Below are 17,987 nucleotides of genomic sequence, written 5' to 3'. Positions count from 1 at the left end.
TTACAATGGGAGGATCCCACCCAAATGGGCGCCGGATCTGCATGCCACATCCTATTCGTAGGCCAGGAACGTCCTGATCCGCAACCCCACCGGCGCGCCTTCCTCGAAGCGGGCGTGGCGCGCGCCCTTCTGAACCCGCACCTCGTGGGGGCCGACCTGGATGCGGTAGTCCACCGTCTCGCCCAGGTAGACGCGCCGTGCCACGACGCCCCGCACGCCGCCTGCGGGCACCAGGTCGATGGCCGTGGGGCGGCAGGCCAGGGTCCACGCGGAAGCCGCGACCGGCGCGGTGCCCTCCACGGCCCCGGCCTCCGGCGCGCCCTGTACGAAGATCCCCCCTTCCCGCGTCTCCACGGGCAGGAAGTTCGACAGCCCGATGAAGCTGAACACGAAGCGGCTCGCGGGGCGCTCGTAGATGTCGATCGGGGCTCCCACCTGCTGCAGGACGCCGTCGCGCATGACCAGCATGCGGTCGGAGATGGCCATGGCCTCGGCCTGGTCGTGGGTGACGAACACGATGGTGAAGCCCAGCTTGCGCTGCAGGTCCTTGATCTCGAAGCGCATCTCCTCCCGGAGCCTGGGGTCGAGGTTGGACAGGGGCTCGTCCAGGAGCATCACCTGGGGGTTGACGGCGATGGCCCTGGCAAGGGCGATGCGCTGCTTCTCGCCGCCGGAGAGTTCGCCCGGGAAGGCGTGCTCGACCTTCAGGAGGCCGGTGTAGTCCAGCGCCCGCCGGGTGCGGGCCTGGATGTCGGCCCTGTTCATGCCCTTGATCTTCAGCGGGAAGGCCACGTTGTCGAAGATGTCCAGGTGGGGCCACACGGCGAATGCCTGGAAGACCATGCCGAAGTCCCTTTTCTCGGGAGGAAGGTAGTAGCGCTTCGCGCTGCTCGAGAAGATCCGGCCCCCCACGCGGATCTCGCCCTCGTCCAGGTCCTCGAACCCCGCGAGCATGCGCAGGGTGGTGGTCTTGCCGCAGCCGGAGGGGCCCAGGAGGGAGAAGCACTCCCCGTCCCGGATCTCCAGGTCCAGGCCGTCCACGGCCGTGACGGCGCCGAAGCGCTTGGTGACGTTGGAGAGGGTCACGGTGGCCATCTAGACCCCCTCGATCTTCGCGCGGGTGACGCGCTTGATGACCAGCTGCCCGATGACGATGATGACCAGGGCGATGGCGGCCAGGGCGGCGGCGTACACCGTCTCCCCGTCCTCGTTGAGCGTGTAGATGGCGACGCCGATGGTGCGGGTGTGGGGGCCGTAGAGCAGGACCGACGTGGTCAGCTCCCGCAGCGCCGGCAGGAAGATGAGGAAGAACGCGGCCACCATGCCGGGCTTGATCAGCGGGAGCACGATGTCGCGCATGGCCTCCCACTTGGAGGCGCCGCAGGCCCGCGCCGCCTCCTCCAGGCTGTCGTGCACCTGCTCCAGGGCCGCCGAGGTGGACTTCAGGGAGAAGGCCATGTACCGGGCGATGTAGGCCACGAAGATGATCCAGGCGGTGTTGTAGAGGTTGACCCCGAACCTGCCGCTCCACATGAGGATGACGCCCAGGGCGATGACGGTGCCCGGCACCGAGAAGGGCAGCACCCCCAGGAACTCCAGCAGGAACTTGCCCCGGATGCGGGTCTTCACCAGCACGTAGCTGATGAGGGTGCCGATGAGCATGGTCACCAGGGCCGCCGACAGGGACAGGTAGAAGCTGTTCCAGATGGCGTCCCGGGTGAGGTCCCAGTGGAAGAGGATGTACGTGAAGTTGGTGAAGGTCATGTTCTCGAGCCTGAAGGCCAGGCCGTAGGTCTTCAGGGTGCCCACCAGGAAGATGGTGGCGGTGGGCAGAAGCACGGTGACGGCGATGTAGGCCACGCAGAGCACCAGCAGGGGCCACCTGAGGCCGCGCAGCTTGAGGACCATGGGGCGCATGCTCTTGCCCGAGATCACCTGGAAGCGCCCGGACTTGAGGATGAAGCCCTGGAGGTACAGGATGGCCGCGGCCGAAAGCACGAGGATGCTGGAAAGCATCGTTCCCACTCGGATGGCCTCGAAATTGCCGCCGCTGGCGTAGATCTTCTCGTAGATCTTGGTGGGTATGATGAAGATGTTGCGCTCGGTGCCCAGGATGGCGGGCACCCCGAAGTGGGCCAGGGAGTAGAGCGCCACCAGCAGGGACCCGGCCAGGATGCTGGGCATCATGAGGGGCAGGGTGATGCGCCGGGTGATGGTGAAGAGCCCGGCTCCCGAGATCCGGGCCGCCTCCTCCAGGGTGGGGTCCATGCGCTCAAGTGCGCCCGATACCTGGATGAAGACGAAGGGAAAGAGATACATGGTCTCCACGGCGATGATGCCGCCCAGGCTCATGATGTTGAAGACCGGGTCCTCCAGGTGGAAGAGGTCCATCAGGATCCGGTTGATGTGGCCGCCCCGGGGGGAGAGGAGGATCTTCCATGCCAGGGCGCCGATGAAGCTCGGCAGCATGAAGGGCACCAGGAACAGCACCTTCATGGCCGCCTTGCAGGGCAGGTCCGTGCGGGACACGAGCCATGCGAAGGACACCCCGATGATGGTGCTGAAGACCGTCGTTCCGCCGGCGATCACCAGGGAGTTCCGGAGGGCCTCCAGGGTGTCGGGCTGGGCCAGCAGCGCCAGGGCGCCGGGGATGTTGGGCTTGCCGTCGACCACGAAGGCGTTCCAGAAGATGAGCAGGATGGGCACCGCCACCACCACCACGAGGATGAGGATGGAGAGCACCAGCAGGAACTCGGCCGCTCCGAAACGCCGCCTGGGCATGTCAGGCCTCCCTTTCGAAGGGCCGCAGCCGGTGGAAGCGCACGGAGCAGGGGTCGCCCTCGCGGGGGAGGCCCGCGGCCGCGATCTCGGACGTCTCCATCTGGATGCGGCACTCCCGGCCGCCGATCTCCACCCGGAAGTCCACCACCGCGCCCAGGAGGGCCACCCGGCGCACCACACCGGCCACGCCGCCCTCCTTCACGAGCTCGGCCTCCATGGGGCGGAAGCCGCCCAGGGGCGCACCCTGGGGCGCGCCCGGAACCAGGGCCATGTCCACGAAGCTGGTGACCCCCATGAACCTGAAGACCTCCAGGTCCGCGGGCTGGTCGTAGATCTCGCGGGGGGTGCCCACCTGGCGCAGCCTGCCGTCCTGGTCGAGGATTCCGATGCGGTCGGAGAGGGCCAGGGCCACCTCCTGGTCATGGGTGACGTAGAGGATGGTCGCGCCGTGGCGGCGCTGCAGGTCCTTGATCTCGAAGCGCATCTCCTCGCGGAGGTTGGCATCGAGGTTGGAGAGGGGCTCGTCCAGGAGCATGACCTCGGGGCGGGCCACCAGGGCCCGGGCCAGCGCGACGCGCTGCTGCTGGCCGCCGGAGAGCTGGGAGGGATAGCGCTCGCCCAGGGCCCCCAGGCCCACCTGGTCCAGCATGGCCTGGACCCGGGACGCGGCGTCCGCGGCCGGGCGGAACTTCAGGGGGTAGCGCGTGTTGTCCCGCACCGTGAGGTGGGGCCACACGGCGTAGTCCTGGAAGACCACGCCCAGGTTCCGGTCCTCGGGGGGCACGTTGACCCCCTGGCCCGACACCAGGCGCCCGCCGATTCGGACCGTGCCGGCGTCCAGGGTCTCGAATCCCGCCACCAGCCTCATGAGCACGGTCTTGCCGCACCCCGAGGGCCCCAGGAGCGTGAAGCACTCCCCGTCCTCGATGGCCAGGCTCAGGTCCCGCAGCACCGGCTTCGGACCGAAGGCCTTGGAGACCCCTTCGATGGCGACCCGGCCCATGTCAGCGCATGGTCTTTTCGAACTGCTTGATGAAGCCTTCCTTCAGCTTGATGGCGGCGGGGTAGTCCAGGTGGATGGCGCGCTTGATGGCCGCCTCCGGGGCCACCAGGCCCTGGGCGGGATCGATGGGCACGTCGGACCGCGCGGGCAGCGTGCCCGAGGCGGTGACGATGGCCTGGCCCTCCCTGGACAGGAGGAAGTCCACGAACTTTTTCGCAGCGGCCTTGTTGGGGCTGCTCTTGAGGATGGCGACGGGGCTGGGGATGACGAGCATCTCGGGGGGGTAGACCAGCTTGAGGTGCGCGCCCTTCTGGATCTTGTCCAGGACGATGTAGTCCACGCCGATGCATAGGGTGAAGTCGCCCGAGGCGGTGTCGTCCACCACCTGGCCGGAGCCCTGGCCGATCTTGGCGCCGTTGGCCTTGAGCTTGGCGAAGTAGTCCCAGCCGAACTTCTCCACCAGCATGGCGCAGCTCATGAAGGAGGTGCCGGAGAGGGCGGGGTTGGCCAGGGTGACCTTGCCCTTGAAGGCGGGGTCCAGCAGGTCCGCCCAGGTCCTGGGCACCTTGCCCGCCTTGGCCGCCTTGTCCGTGTTGTAGGCGATGCCCAGCGTGCCCAGGCGCGCGATGGCGAAGGTCCTGTCGGGGTCGGTGACCGTGCTGCGGATGTGGACGGCCTCCGGGGAGGCGTAGGGCTCGAACATGCCCTCGGCCTTGAGCTGGAAGAAGTCGGGCACTTCGCTGTGCCAGAGGATGTCGGCGGCCACCTTCCCGGCCTGGCGCTCCGTGGCGAGCTTGGCCATGACCTTGCCGGCCCCTGCGGAGTAATAGTCGAAGGAGATGCCGGGCTGCTTCTTCTTGAATGCGTCCCGAAGCCTGCCCATGAGGCTCTCCTTCATGGACGTGTAGAGCATGACCTTCTCCTGGGCCTGGGCGGTGCCCCCCAGGAGGGCCAGGGCCAGGAACAGAGGTGCGAAGCGGCTGCGCATGGCTTCCCCCATATGGAACGGATTTGCCCCATTATGGGCCCGTTGGGGGAACTAGAGAAGGTGCGGATCCAAATGGTAGGGAATGGAGATCACCACGATCTTCGGCCGGGTGTAGAGGTAGGCCTTGAGGCGGAGGGCGGTCTGGTTGTGGAGCAGCTGGCCCCACCAGTTGTCGGTGACGAACTCGGGGACGATCACGGTGATGGTGATCTCCGGCTCGGCCCTGGACATGCGGTCCACCTCTGCGAGGATGGGCTCCACCGTCTTCCGGAATTCGCTCATGACCACCCGCAGGGGTATGCCCTCGCAGTAGCGGTGCCAGTCGGAGTTCAGGCGCTCCCACTCGGAACTGTGGTGGCCGTGCGCGTCGGGGAAGTCGACGGTGAGGGCCTCCACCTGTCCGCGATCGGCGATGGCCTTGGCGTACCGGATGGCCTCCAGGGTGCCCCGGTGGATGCGCGAGACCAGCACCACCACGCGGTTCTTGCGGGGGTAGACCTCCTCGGTTCGGCTGGCGGCGAGCAGGGACCTGATGCGGATGTAGTGGCGGTGGATGCGGAAGAAGATGATGACCAGGGTCGGGACGAGCACCACGATGATCCAGGCTCCGTGGACGAACTTCGTGACGGCGATGTCGAGCATGACGACGCCCGCCGCGGCCGCGCCGACGCCATTCAGGAAGGCCTTGAACATCCAGGCCGGTTCCGTCCTCTTGCGGTTGACCCAGTGCATGACCATGCCCGTCTGGCTCACGGTGAAGCCGATGAACACGCCCAGGGCGTAGAGGGGCAGCAGCAGGTCGGTGTTGGCGTGGCAGACCCACACCAGCAGGCAGCTCACGAAGGTGAGGATCAGGATGCCGTTGCTGAACACGAGCCGGTCGCCCTGGCTCGTGAGCTGCTTGGGCAGGAAGCCGTCGGTGGCGTGGAGGGCCGCGAGGCGGGGGAAATCGGCATAGGCCGTGTTGGCCGCCACCACCAGGACGGCGAAGGTGAAGCCCTGGGTCAGGTAGTACATCAGCTTGGGCAGGCCGTGGGTCACGTCCCCGTAGATGGCCTTGCTCAGCTTGGAAAGAAGGGTCTCCGCCACCTGGCTGGCGTCGGCGCTGTGCGTGTAGACCACCCCGAGCCGGGAGGCCAGGAAGGTGATGCCCAGGAACATGATGCCAAGCAGCGCGATCATCCAGACCATGGTCTTGGCGGCGTTCTTGGCGGCGGGCTCGCGGAAGGCGGTGACGCCGTTGGAGATGGCTTCGACCCCCGTCAGGGCGGTGCACCCGGCGCTGAAGGCGCGCATGAAGATCCACACCATGGCGAAACTGCCCAGGTGCGTGGCGTGGCGCACGGAGTCATGCACCATGACGGGCGTGGGCCCGCCGATCAGGATGGCCCGCACGACGCCGGTGGCGAGCATCACCATGATGAGGAAGACGAAGCCGTAGGTGGGTACGGCGAAGAAGGCCCCCGACTCCTTCACGCCGCGCAGGTTCAGCACGGCGATGAAGCAGATGGCCAGGATGGTGATGGGCACGTTGTGCTCGCCCAGGGAGGGCATGGCCGAAGTGATGGCCGCCACGCCCGAGGAGACGCTGGCGGCCACGGTGAGGATGTAGTCCGTGAGAAGGGCGGCGCCGGCGGTCTGGGCCGCGAGCTCGCCCAGGTTCTCCTTGGCCACGATGTAGGCGCCGCCGCCGCCGGGATAGGCCATGACCGTCTGCCGGTAGCCGATGCCCAGGATGACCAGGAGGCCCGCGATGCCCAGGGCCACCGGGATGGACATTCCGTAAAGAGCGGCTGCCGCGGCGGCAAGGCTGACCCCCGCCAGGCCATGCAGGTTGCTGGACAGGCTGGCCATGATCTCCTGGGTGGCGTAGGCCACCGAGGAGAGCGCGTCGGAGCTGAACACGGAAAGCCCGACGAAATTGCTCACCTTGGTGTGCTGCGTCTCGTCACTGGCCAGTCGGCGCCCCAGGATGAGTCTTCGGAATGGCTGCATGGGGTGTTTCCTTGGCAGAGGTAAGTTATCAGACTATCCAGGAAGGGACCGCCATTCCACACCGGACAGGCCCGGACCTGCGGCACGGCTGCGTGGCGTTAAGATTTCGTATAGATTTGCCCTGGGTATCCCCAGGGGGGGCAGCCGCAACTTCCAGAAATGACTATCCCATCGCCTTGAGCACCAGGTCCGGAAAGCAGCGCACCACGGTCTCCCGGTCACCGGCGCCCAGCACGGCCAGGAAGGCCATGCCGTCCACGGTGGCCGTGGCTCCGTGGGTCCCGCCCCGCAGGTAGGCCCCCAGGTCCACGAAGCCCTGGGGCAGGCTTTCGGGGGTGACGGTCTCCACGCCTTCCCCCCGCTCCAGGCGCAGGGCCCCGGCCATGAGCTGGTGCAGCTCCCCGGCGGGCTCGCCCTGGCGGAAGAGTACCTCGCCGTCCTGGGCCATCCGCCGGCCCGGGTTCAGGGCGAACCGCGCCTGGAGCCTCGACAGGGACTGGAGGGTCTCCTGGAGGCGCCGGGAGAACTGCATGCAGATCACCCGGGTGAGCATGGGGAAGCCTTCGATGATGCGGTCGATGTGGGCCGGTTCCAGGCGCAGCACCCGGCTCATGCCGGCGCTGCGCACCGAGGCGGTGCGCCGCAGGGCGCCCAGGTAGGCCATCTCGCCCACGATGGCCACCCCGTCCTCGGCCGTGAGGCAGGCCAGGACCGCCGGAGGGCCGCCGGGCAGGGCCGGGGCCCGCTCCACCACGAGGCCGCCGGTGAGGAGCACGAAGATCTCCTGGGATTCCTCGTCCTCCCGAACGAGGAACTCGCCGTCCCGGTAGACGCGCGCTTCGATGTCAGGGGCGCTCGCGAGCAGCTGCCCGATCTCCGGATGCAGATCCAGAGGGGTGCCGGCGAGGTCGAAGGGCTCGGGCATTTAGTCCTGGGCGACGGATTCCGCGGGGGGGTGGGCCAGGCGATGGGTGCGCTCGAAGCGGGCCACGTCCGACAGCGAGCACTTCTGCAGCTCGTTGTAGATCCGGGTGCGCTCCTCGGTCCAGAAGGCGTGCACGGGGCAGGCGCGCTCGTCGGAACAGACGGTCAGGCCCAGCAGGCAGCTGGTTCTCCACTCGTCCCCGTCCATGGCGTTGGCGATCTGCTCCAGGGTGATCTCGCGGGCCGGGCGCACCAGGATCACGCCGCCCTTGCGGCCGCGCTTGGTGTCCACGAGCCGGGCCTTGCCGAGGGCGTGGAAGACCTTGGAGAGGTAGGGGCCGGGAGCGCCGATCCACTGGGCGACGTCCTGGACCATGATGGGCTCGCCTCCGGGATCATCGAGGCAGCTGAGGGCGAGAATGGCGTAACCGGCGGATTGGGAAAGTGGGTGCAAGGTCGAGTCCCGGGAAGGAGGCGTGAACGCCTAACATAAACGATGGGAGCGTCCTCATTTGGATGCAAGGACTTCTTAGCGGAATAATCCCTTTCCCATACGGGAATTTCCCCACCGAAACGGCTCCGGCGCGCTCGGGACTACTTCATTTTCACCAACTTGCCTTCCCGGCGGGCCTTGGCGAGGGCCCACTGGGTGAAGACGGCCCCGGCCGCCAGCCAGGGAAGCAGGGTGGCCAGGAAAACCACGGGTTCGGCGGGGGCCTGCCCAAGGGTCGACTTGAGGAGGTTGAAGGCGTGGGTGGTGGGCAGGATCTGCGCGAAGGCCTGCACGGGCCGGGGGAACACGGTGACGGGGTAGAAGACCCCGCTGAGCACCGCGATGACGTCCGGGAAGGCGAAGATGAAGGCGAAGGCGTCGCCCCGCTTCAGGAAGGCGACCCCCATGCTGAACACCGCCAGCACCAGCCCGCAGGCCGCACAAGCAAGCAACCCGACGAGTGTGGCGAGGGGCGCGCGCACCGTGAAGCCGAACAGGATGCGGCCCAGGAGCAGGAAGGAGAAGGCGATGACGAGGATCTTCACGACGGCGCTGACGGCCCCGCCCAGGACGAACTCCCACCACTTCAGGGGGGCGATCATCACGTGCTCGATCATCCCCTGCCAGTAGTTGTCCATGTAGAGCTGAACGGCCTCCATCTGGAAGTGGTAGATGATCCGCCAGCCCAAAGCCCCCAGCACCACCAGGCCGATGACCCGGGGATCCTTCGTGAAGGACTGGGCGAAGAGCCCCATGCTCAGGAAGAGGACCAGGGGCCACAGGGTGACGTCCAGCAGCCGGAACGCGTCCCGGCGCATGCTCAGGGTGATGTGGTAGGCGTGGGCGTAGACGCGCCGGCAGGGGGCTTTCAGCTCAAGCACCTTCCACCTCCAGGGTCTGGCGGGTCAGGCGCAGGAACACGTCCTCCAGGGTCGGCTCCGGCAGGCCCGGGCCGCGCACCAGGGCCTTGAGGGCGGCCGGGGCGCCCTCGGCCACGATGCGGCCCTCGGCGATGAGGGCGATGGTGGAGCACAGGTCCTCCGCCTCGCGCATGTAGTGGGTCGTCAGGAGGATGGTGCAGCCCTGGCGGTTGATGTCGCGCACCAGCTCCCGCACGGTGAGGGCCGCGTCCACGTCCAGGCCCACGGTGGGCTCGTCCAGGAAGAGCACCCGGGGCCGGTTGATGAGCCCCTTGGCGATGAAGAACCGCTGGCGCCAGCCGCTGGAGAAGTGGGCCACCTCCTGGTTCCGCCTTTCCCAAAGGCCCGTGAGGCGCAGGACCTCCTCCACCCGGGCCCTGGGGGCGTCGTACAGGTGGGCGTAGTAGGTCAGCAGCTCCCGGGCCGTGACCTTCTCGATCACGCCGCTGAAGCCCCGCACCATGTTCACGAGCATCTGGACGCGATGCAGGTGCCTGCCCACGTCCAGCCCGCACACCTCCACGGTGCCCTCGTCGGGGGCCGTGAGGCCCACCATCGTGGCGATGAGGGTGGTCTTGCCGGCCCCGTTGGGCCCCAGGAGGCCGTGGATGGCCCCCTCGCGAATGGTGAGGTCCACCCGCGAAAGGGCCCGGCGCCCCCTGGCGAAGGACTTGGAAACCTGTCGTGCCACCACCGCATCCATGGAACTCCCCGATAGGAACGATCCTACCTGGGTGCGGAGAAGGCGCCTCGGGTTCCTAACGCGTCCTCCTCCCCACATGGATGGCCCGGAAGGCCTTCCCCACGGCCTGCATCTCCGGGCCGCCGTCGCCGTAGAGCTCTTTCGCGCTCTGGAGCGCGCCCTCCCGGGCCTGGCGGTAGCCGCTGGCGGGGGTGAGGCGGGTGCTGAGGGTCCGCCACCAGATGCGCAGGGCCTTGTCGTTGCCGATGCCCTCCATGCCCCCCGGCAGCCGCGGGCTGAAGGCGGGACTGTCCGGATCCGCGCTGGCCCCCTGGGCCAGGAAGTAGAAGGCCCGGTTCATGGGGCCCGAGGCGTGGTGGGGGTCCAGGTCCTTGAGGCCGGGGCTCCACTCGTCGGGGCTGTGGCCGTCCAGGCTGGGGCGGTCCAGGTGGCGGAAGGGGGTGTCGCCCAGGTCGGCGCCGATGGTCCAGGGGCCCCGGGTCTCCGGGACCCGGGAGCCGAGGCCCTGGCCGTCCCGGCCGTAGAAGCGGATCAGCACCCCGAAGATGTCGGAGTTGGCCTCGTTGAGCCCCCCGGACTCGCCCTGGTAGTCCAGGTCCGCGGTGGCCGTGCACAGGCCGTGGGACACCTCGTGGCCCACCACGTCCAGGGACGTGAGCACCCCCAGCCTCAGCCCGTCCCCGTAGGTCATGCAGAAGCAGTCGTCGGACCAGAAGGCGTTGTCGTAACCCTCGGCGTAGTGCACGTAGTTGACGGGCGCCGTGCCCTTGCCGTCGAGGCCGTCCCGGCCCAGGACCTGCTGGTAGAAGTCCCAGGAGGTCTGCAGGCCGTAGTGGGCGTCCACGGCCGCGGTCTGGCCGTTGGGGGAGGCCGGGCCCCGCCCGGGGTCGTAGTTCCGGCCGTCGCCCCACGTGCGGGTCGGATTCCTGAAGGGCTCCCCCGGTCCGGAGGTGGACCCTGCCAGGTTGCGGGTGGCGAGGCCCCCCCGGGTGGGGTCGGTCAGTTCGAAGCCGTCCAGCGCCTGCATGATGTGCAGGGGCACCAGGCCGCTGTACTGGGAGTTCCCGAGGCCGTGGGCAGGGCGCCCCGGCAGGGCGGCGGAGCGCCTGCGCCGGGCCGTGAACAGCGTGGACCAGGCCTTGAGGACGGCCCCGGTGTGGGCGTCCACCAGGAGATCCTCGCTGCGGGTCTCCCCGGGGCCGTTCTCCAGGGCCGCGTGGAGGTGGTACGCGAGGTGGTGGCCCAGCACCACCTGCGCCACGGAGGGGTCCGTGGCGTCCGGCGCGTCCCCGGCGTCCGCGGGCGTCGCGGTCTCGGACCAGATCACCAGCTCCGCCCGGGGCGGGTCCGCATAGGCGCCCTCGGGGGCCAGGCGGTCCTGGGCCACCGCCAGGGCCTCCGCGGGGGCCAGGTTCGGGGTGGGCTCCACCCGTATCCCCCGCACCAGGGCGTCGGTCATGGGCGGCGCGTCCCCCGCGGGGGCCATGTGCACGATGGCCTGGCCCCCCCATACCGGGAGCCCGCGGTAGGTCTGCCGGAGCCGCACATGGACCTGCCCCAGCTCGTCGCGCATCTCGTCCTTCACGACGAAGTCGTCGGACGCCCCCAGCCCCAGGGCGGACCGTGCCTCCCGCAACCGGGCGATGACCTCGCCGGAGACCTCCGCGGCGCGGGAGGGAAGGGTCCCCAGGGCCAGAATGGGGAAAAGGATGAAGAAGGACTTGAGCATGCACACTCCTTCCTGCCCGGGTGGCCAAGGCGGCCGGCCTTGATTCGGGTGAGCTGCTGTTCTGATGCCCGGGCGCGAGGTCCCGTGCCCAAAGGCAAATCCATAAATTGACGGTAGTTATATTCACCATTCCTAATCAATCCTGGCTTCAGGCGCCGGCCTGGATATCCTTGAACCCATCAACAGGAGGGAGTTCTCCATGTGCCTGGGCATCCCGGGGAAGGTCGTGGACGTGGAGGAGGGCCCCCTGCGGCTCGGGCACGTGGCCTTCGGGGACGTGGTCAAGGAGGTCTGCCTGGCCTTCGTGCCCGCGGCCCGTCCCGGGGACTACGTGGTCGTGCACGCGGGGTCGGCCATCGAGGTGATCGACGAGGAGAAGGCCCTGAGGGCCTTCGAGGCCTTCAGGCTCATGGAGGGCCCTTGAGGTTCGTGGACGAGTACCGGGACGCCGCCGCGGCGCGGCCCTGGATCGAGGCCATCCGGGCCCTGGTGACCCGCCCCTGGGCCATCATGGAGGTGTGCGGGGGCCAGACCCACAGCATCGTGCGCTTCGGCATCGACGAGCTGCTGCCCCCGGAGATCCGCCTCATCCACGGCCCGGGCTGCCCCGTGTGCGTCACGCCCGTGGAGCTGGTGGACAAGGCCGTGGCCATCGCCTCGCGGCCGGACGTGATCTTCTGCAGCTTCGGCGACATGCTGCGCGTGCCCGGCAGCGGGTCGGACCTGCTGGAGGTGAAGTCCCGGGGCGGCGACGTGCGCATCGTTTACTCGCCGCTGGACGCCCTGAAGGTCGCCCAGGACAACCCCCTCAGGAAGGTGGTGTTCTTCGCCGTGGGCTTCGAGACCACGGCCCCCGCCAACGCCATGGCGGTGGCGGAGGCCCGGCGGCGGGGGCTGTCCAACTTCTCCGTCCTGGTCTCCCACGTGCTGGTGCCGCCGGCCCTGGAGGCGGTGCTGTCGTCCCCGCAACGGCAGGTGGACGGCCTCCTGGCGGCGGGCCACGTGTGCGCCATCATGGGCACCGGGGAGTACGAGCCCATCGCGAAGCGCCACAGGGTGCCCATCGTCGTCACCGCCTTCGAGCCCCTCGACCTGCTCCAGGGCATCCACATGGTCATCCGGCAGCTGGAGGAGGGCCGCCACGAGGTGGAGAACCAGTACGACCGGCTCGTGCGCCCCGAGGGGAACCTGCCGGCCCGCGAGCTGGTCCGGGAGGTCTTCCGGGTGAAGGATCGCGCCTGGCGCGGCATCGGCGTCATCCCCATGAGCGGGCTGGGCCTGCGCGAGGCCTACGCCGCCTTCGACGCGGAGCGGGTCTTCGACGTGGAGGGCGTGGGCGGGCCGGAGTCCCCCCACTGCCGCAGCGGCCTCGTGCTCCAGGGGATCATCCGGCCCCGGGAGTGCCCGGCCTTCGGCACCCTGTGCACGCCCGACAACCCCCTGGGGGCCACCATGGTCAGCAACGAGGGGGCCTGCGCGGCCTACTACCGCTACCGCCGCCACGCCACGGACTGAGGACGGAGAACGCATGGACTTCCAGCTGAACTGCCCCGTCCCCCTCCGGCACGACACGATCCAGATGGCCCACGGCGGCGGGGGGCGGATGATGCGGGACCTGCTGGAGGCCGTGATGCTCCCGGCCTTCCGCAGCGAGGCCCTGGACGCCCGCCACGACGCAGCGGTCCTGTCGGTGGACGGCTGCCGCCTGGCCTTCACCACCGACACCTACGTGGTGCGGCCCCGCTTCTTCCCGGGCGGGAACATCGGGGAGCTGGCGGTGTACGGCACCGTCAACGACCTGGCCATGGCCGGCGCCCGGCCCCTCTACCTCAGCGTGGGGATGGTGCTGGAGGAAGGGTACGCCATCGAGGAGCTGCGCCGGGTGGTGGCCTCCATGAAGGCCGCCGCGGACCGCTGCGGCGTTTCCATCGTCACCGGGGACACCAAGGTGGTGGACCGGGGCAAGGGGGACGGCCTCTACCTCAACACCGCCGGCATCGGCGCCGTGCCCCGGGGCCTCCAGGTGGGACCCGCCCAGGTGCGGCCCGGGGACGCCGTGCTCGTCAGCGGCGACGTGGGCCGCCACGGCGTGGCCGTCATGTCCGTGCGGGAGGGCATCGCCTTCGGCACGCCCGTGGAGAGCGACTGCGGGCCGCTCCACGGGCTCGTGCGGGCCCTGCTGGACGGGGGCGTTGCGCCCACCTGCCTCCGGGACGCCACCCGCGGAGGCCTGGCCGCCGTGCTCAACGAGATCGCCACCGACGGGCGCGTGGGCGTGGAGGTGCTGGAAGCCGACATCCCCGTCATCCCCGGCGTCGAGGGCGCCTGCGAGATGCTGGGCCTGGACCCGCTCTACGTGGCCTGCGAAGGGCGCATGGTGGCCTTCGTGCCCGGCGACGCCGCGGCCCGCGCCCTGGAGATCCTCCGCGCGACCCCCGGCGGCGAAGGCGCGGCCCGCATCGGCACCGTCACGGAAAAAGGCCCCGGCACCGTGATCCTGCGCACCCGGCTGGGGACGAGGCGGATCCTGGACCTGCTGTCGGGCGAGCAGCTGCCGAGGATCTGCTGAGGCACTACACTGGGTCATGCGCCTTCCGGTCCTCCTGCTTTTCGCATCCCTCCTCCAGGCCCAGTCGATCGCCCTCAGCTTCGACGACGGCCCCGCCCCCGGGCAGAAGGTCGCCCTGGACGCGGCCGGGAAGAACCGGGCGATCCTGGCCGCGCTGGAGGCCGCCAAGGTGCCCTCGGTCCTCTTCGTCGCCGGGAGCAGGTGCCTCGATGACCCCGCCGGGCGGGCCCTGGTCAGGGCCTGGGGCGAGGCGGGGCACCGCATCGCGAACCACAGCTACGCCCACGCCTACTTCCACGCGAAAAAGGCCACGCTGGAGGCCTTCGAGGCCGACTTCGAGAAGAACGACGCCTTGATCCGGGGGCTTCCGGGCTACGCGAAGTGGTTCCGCTTCCCCTACCTCAAGGAGGGCGACACGGCCGCGAAGCGCGACGGCGCGCGGGCCTTCCTCAAGGCCAGGGGCTACCGCAACGGCCACGTCACCATCGACGCCAGCGACTGGTACTACGACCAGCGGCTCCATGCCAGGCTCGCCAGGGAACCCGCGGCGGACCTCGCCCCCTACCGGCGGGCCTACCTGGACCACCTCCGTGACCGGGCGGCCTACTACGACGGCCTGGCCCGCAGGGTCCTGGGCCGGGACGTCCGGCATGTCCTCCTGCTCCACCACAACCTGATCAACGCCCTCTTCCTGCCGGACGTTATCGGGATGTTCAGGGACCTGGGGTGGACGTTCATCTCCCCCGCGGAGGCCTACGCCGATCCCGCCTATGCCCTCGAACCCGGTGTCCTGCCCGCGGGCGAGAGCCTCGTGTGGTCCCTGGCGAAGGAGAAGGGCGTCCAGGACTTGCGGTCCCCGGGCGAGGATGGCGCCTACGAGCAGCCCAAGCTGGACGCGCTGGGGCTCTAGGAAAAAAGCGGGACAGGGTGTATGCTGGATCCCCACGAACGACAGGACCGCGCATGCCCCTGGATGGCCAGACCAAGACCCCCGACCGCCACCTCCGCCTCGAAGGCGTCCGCAATTTCAGGGACCTGGGCGGCTACCGGGCCCATGGCGGGAGGACCGTGGCCTGGGGCCGGCTCTTCCGGTCGGGGCGCCTCTCGGGCCTCACCGGCGGGGACCGGGCCCGGGTGGGGGCCCTCGGGCTGGACCTGGTGGTGGATTTCCGCCAGCGCTCCGAGTGCGACCTGGAGCCCTCGGCCTGGGCTTCCGGGGCCGCCCCCCGGACCGAGAACCTGGAGATCGTCCCGGGCAGCCTGGAGGGGTTCTTCGCCCCGGACGGCACGGCGCGGACCGCGGCCTTCATGGAGCAGCTCTACCGGGTCCTCGCCCTGGAGCACGCGGAGGTGTACCGCGCCATGTTCGCCCACATCCTGGCGATCCCCGACGCCCGCGTCCTGCTGCACTGCGCGGCGGGCAAGGACCGCACGGGCTTCGGCAGCGCCCTGCTGCTCCTGGCCCTGGGCGTGTCGCGGGAGGACGTCATGGAGGACTACCTGCTCACCTCCCGGTGCCTGGATGTCGATGCGGAAATGGACACGGTGCTGGCCGTGGCGCCGCACCTGCTGAAGCCGCCCATGACCCGGGAGGGCGTCCGGCCCATGTTCGAGGTGCGCAGGAGCTACCTGGAGTCCGCCTTCAGCGCCATGGGCGGCGTCGAAGCCTACCTGGAAGGACACTTGGGCCTGGGGCCGGACGAGCGCGACAGCCTGCGGGAGCGCTACCTGAGGGCCTGATCCCCCCGGGATTTTCCAGGCTGATACACTGGGGCATCCAAATCACAAGGAGCCACCATGGAGTTGGTGTCAGGGATTCCCGTCTTCCAGATCCTGGCCTGGGCCGTCGCGGCCCTGGTGCTGCTCCTCCTGCTTTCCAAGACCGTGCGCTACATTCCCAACACCCGCGTGGGCATTGTGGAGAAGCTCATCAGCAACCGGGGGTCGGTGAAGTCCGGCTTCATCGCCCTCTCCGGGGAGGCCGGGTTCCAGCCCGAGGTGCTGCGCGGCGGCTGGCACCTCTTCATGCCCTTCATGTACCGCATCCACAAGGTGCCCCTGGTCACCATCCCCCAGAGCAAGATCGGGTACGTCTTCGCCCGGGACGGCCATGACCTGCCCCCCACCCAGACCCTGGCCTCCAACGAGGCGACCGACGGCTTCCAGGACGTGCGGGCCTTCCTGAGCGCGGGCGGCCAGAAGGGCCCCCAGCGCGGCCTTCTGCGGGAAGGCACCTACGCCATCAACCTCGCCCAGTTCGTGGTCCTCACGGAGGACCAGATGTACTACCTCCCCATGGACCGCAGCGAGCTGGACTCCTTCACCAAGATGTCGGCCGTCATCGCCGAGCGCGGCGGCTACCGCCCCGTGATCATCCGCGGCACGGACGACGCCGTGGGCATCGCCACCGTGCACGACGGGCCCTCGCTGCCCTCCGGCGAGATCATCGCGCCCACCGTGGGCCAGGACCTGACCAAGACCGCCAGCTACCACAACAACTTCCAGGACGCGGACAAGTTCCTCAAGGCGGGCGGCTTCCGGGGCCGGCAGTACCAGGTCCTGGTGGAAGGAACCTACTACATCAACCGCCTCTTCGCCACGGTGGAGCTGATCCCCAAGACGGTGGTGGAAGTGGGCAACGTGGGCGTGGTGGTGTCCTACACCGGCGAGGCCGGCCTGGACATCAGCGGCACGGAGTACCGCCACGGCGAGCTGGTCACGCCGGGACAGCGCGGTGTCTGGAGCGAGCCGCTCCTGCCCGGCAAGTACGCGTTCAACACCTACGCCGGCAAGGTCCTCGTGGTGCCCACCACCAACTTCATCCTCAAGTGGAACAAGTCCGAGGTGGGCTCCCACAAGTACGACGAGAACCTCTCCGAGGTGAGCCTCATCACCAAGGACGCCTTCGAGCCCAGCCTGCCGCTGTCCGTGGTGGTGCACATCGACTACCGCAAGGCGCCGCTGGTCATCCAGCGCTTCGGCGACGTGAAGAAGCTCGTGGAGCAGACCCTCGATCCCATGGTCAGCGCCTATTTCAAGAACATCGGCCAGACCCGCACCCTCATCCAGCTCATCCAGGACCGCTCGGCCATCCAGGACCAGAGCGGCGTCCAGATGAAGGAGAAGTTCGTCCAGTACAACCTCGAGCTGCAGGAGGTCCTCATCGGCACCCCCACCAGCGGCGCCGCGGGCGGCCAGATCGAGCAGATCCTCATGCAGCTGCGCAGCCGCCAGATCGCGAACGAGCAGGTGGAGACCTACGAGCGCCAGGAGAACGCGGCCGTCAAGGAACGGGAGCTGCGCGAGGCCGAGGCCAAGGCCAAGCAGCAGACCCTGCTCACCGAGTCCGAGATCGCCATCAACGTGCAGAGCAACGCCGGCAAGGCCGACTACGCCCGCGCCCAGCAGCAGGCCGCCCAGATCCAGACCCTGGCCTCGGCCGAGGCCGAGAAGCTCCGCCTCATGGGCGAAGGCGAGGCCAAGCGCATCAAGTCCCTGGCCGAGGCCGAGGCCGAGAAGGCCGCCCGCGTGGGCATCGCCCAGGCCATGGCCATCGAGGAGCAGGTGCGGGCCTACGGCGGCCCGCAATTCCAGCTGGTCCAGCAGGTGATGAACCGCTTCGCCGAGGCCATCCAGTCCTCCCAGGTGGACGTGGTGCCCAAGATCAACATGGGCGGAGCCGGCGGCGGCGGGAACCTCATCGAGAGCCTCCTGGGCGTGCTGCTGTCGGACAAGGTGGGCGAGATCGTGGGGGTCGCCCCCACCGCCCCCCGGGACCCGGCCGCCCTGGCCCTCAAGGAGGAAATGATGAAGAAGATGGGGAAGAAGGACTGAGCCCGAAGGCCCTCTTCAACAATCTTTTCTCGGCGAACCTCGGCCCCT

16 protein-coding genes are annotated in these 17,987 nt (G+C 69.0%); 6 read left to right on the top strand and 10 right to left on the bottom strand.

Annotated features, from left to right (window positions below; translation table 11 throughout):
• Window positions 1–51: 51 nt before the first annotated feature.
• The 10 genes from RAH40_RS04095 to RAH40_RS04050 all read right to left on the bottom strand — a co-directional run bounded on the left by RAH40_RS04095 (window position 52) and on the right by RAH40_RS04050 (window position 11,536).
• Complete coding sequence (locus tag RAH40_RS04095; RefSeq protein ID WP_306600806.1) at window positions 52–1,095, bottom strand: ABC transporter ATP-binding protein; 1,044 nt, start codon at window positions 1,093–1,095, stop codon at window positions 52–54.
• On the bottom strand, window positions 1,096–2,781 hold the full coding sequence (locus RAH40_RS04090; RefSeq protein WP_306600805.1) for an iron ABC transporter permease: 1,686 nt from the start codon (window positions 2,779–2,781) through the stop codon (window positions 1,096–1,098).
• Between the two features lies 1 nt (window position 2,782).
• The gene (locus RAH40_RS04085; protein ID WP_306600804.1) at window positions 2,783–3,784 is read right to left on the bottom strand and encodes an ABC transporter ATP-binding protein; all 1,002 of its coding nucleotides are present in this window, start codon (window positions 3,782–3,784) and stop codon (window positions 2,783–2,785) included.
• A gap of 1 nt (window position 3,785) precedes the next feature.
• Complete coding sequence (locus tag RAH40_RS04080; protein ID WP_306600803.1) at window positions 3,786–4,772, bottom strand: ABC transporter substrate-binding protein; 987 nt, start codon at window positions 4,770–4,772, stop codon at window positions 3,786–3,788.
• A gap of 51 nt (window positions 4,773–4,823) precedes the next feature.
• Window positions 4,824–6,767: an APC family permease gene (locus tag RAH40_RS04075; protein ID WP_306600802.1), complete on the bottom strand. Its 1,944-nt coding sequence runs from the start codon at window positions 6,765–6,767 to the stop codon at window positions 4,824–4,826.
• A gap of 163 nt (window positions 6,768–6,930) precedes the next feature.
• The gene (locus RAH40_RS04070; RefSeq protein WP_306600801.1) at window positions 6,931–7,692 is read right to left on the bottom strand and encodes a cyclic nucleotide-binding domain-containing protein; all 762 of its coding nucleotides are present in this window, start codon (window positions 7,690–7,692) and stop codon (window positions 6,931–6,933) included.
• A complete protein-coding gene (locus RAH40_RS04065; RefSeq protein WP_306600800.1) occupies window positions 7,693–8,145 on the bottom strand; it encodes an Rrf2 family transcriptional regulator in 453 nt (150 codons plus the stop codon).
• A 140-nt stretch (window positions 8,146–8,285) separates the two neighbouring features.
• Window positions 8,286–9,065 (bottom strand): ABC transporter permease, encoded by a 780-nt coding sequence (locus RAH40_RS04060; RefSeq protein ID WP_306600799.1) that lies wholly within the window; start codon window positions 9,063–9,065, stop codon window positions 8,286–8,288.
• Window positions 9,058–9,795 (bottom strand): ABC transporter ATP-binding protein, encoded by a 738-nt coding sequence (locus RAH40_RS04055; RefSeq protein ID WP_306600798.1) that lies wholly within the window; start codon window positions 9,793–9,795, stop codon window positions 9,058–9,060. The genes RAH40_RS04060 and RAH40_RS04055 overlap by 8 nt, the downstream gene beginning before the upstream one ends.
• Window positions 9,796–9,862: 67 nt before the next feature.
• Window positions 9,863–11,536, bottom strand: a complete 1,674-nt coding sequence (locus RAH40_RS04050; RefSeq protein WP_306600797.1) for a M4 family metallopeptidase — start codon at window positions 11,534–11,536, stop codon at window positions 9,863–9,865.
• A gap of 199 nt (window positions 11,537–11,735) precedes the next feature.
• Between RAH40_RS04050 and RAH40_RS04045 the strand changes: the two genes are divergently transcribed.
• Genes RAH40_RS04045 through RAH40_RS04020 form a run of 6 tightly spaced genes read left to right on the top strand, consistent with a single transcriptional unit; the run spans window position 11,736 to window position 17,939 of the window.
• Complete coding sequence (locus RAH40_RS04045) at window positions 11,736–11,960, top strand: HypC/HybG/HupF family hydrogenase formation chaperone (RefSeq protein WP_306600796.1); 225 nt, start codon at window positions 11,736–11,738, stop codon at window positions 11,958–11,960.
• A complete protein-coding gene (gene hypD / locus RAH40_RS04040) occupies window positions 11,957–13,051 on the top strand; it encodes a hydrogenase formation protein HypD (protein WP_373432546.1) in 1,095 nt (364 codons plus the stop codon). Before RAH40_RS04045 ends, hypD begins: the two co-directional genes overlap by 4 nt.
• Before the next feature lie 13 nt (window positions 13,052–13,064).
• Window positions 13,065–14,105, top strand: a complete 1,041-nt coding sequence (hypE, locus tag RAH40_RS04035; protein ID WP_306600795.1) for a hydrogenase expression/formation protein HypE — start codon at window positions 13,065–13,067, stop codon at window positions 14,103–14,105.
• A gap of 16 nt (window positions 14,106–14,121) precedes the next feature.
• Window positions 14,122–15,015, top strand: a complete 894-nt coding sequence (locus RAH40_RS04030) for a polysaccharide deacetylase family protein (RefSeq protein ID WP_306600794.1) — start codon at window positions 14,122–14,124, stop codon at window positions 15,013–15,015.
• 53 nt (window positions 15,016–15,068) lie between these two features.
• The gene (locus tag RAH40_RS04025) at window positions 15,069–15,845 is read left to right on the top strand and encodes a tyrosine-protein phosphatase (protein WP_306600793.1); all 777 of its coding nucleotides are present in this window, start codon (window positions 15,069–15,071) and stop codon (window positions 15,843–15,845) included.
• Between the two features lie 57 nt (window positions 15,846–15,902).
• Window positions 15,903–17,939 carry an SPFH domain-containing protein gene (locus RAH40_RS04020; RefSeq protein ID WP_306600792.1) on the top strand — a complete coding sequence of 679 codons (2,037 nt, stop codon included), beginning with the start codon at window positions 15,903–15,905 and terminating at the stop codon, window positions 17,937–17,939.
• Window positions 17,940–17,987: the final 48 nt, after the last annotated feature.

Source organism: Geothrix sp. 21YS21S-2, from assembly GCF_030846775.1.
Lineage (GTDB): Bacteria > Acidobacteriota > Holophagae > Holophagales > Holophagaceae > Mesoterricola.
This window is presented reverse-complemented; position numbering and strand designations above follow the sequence as displayed.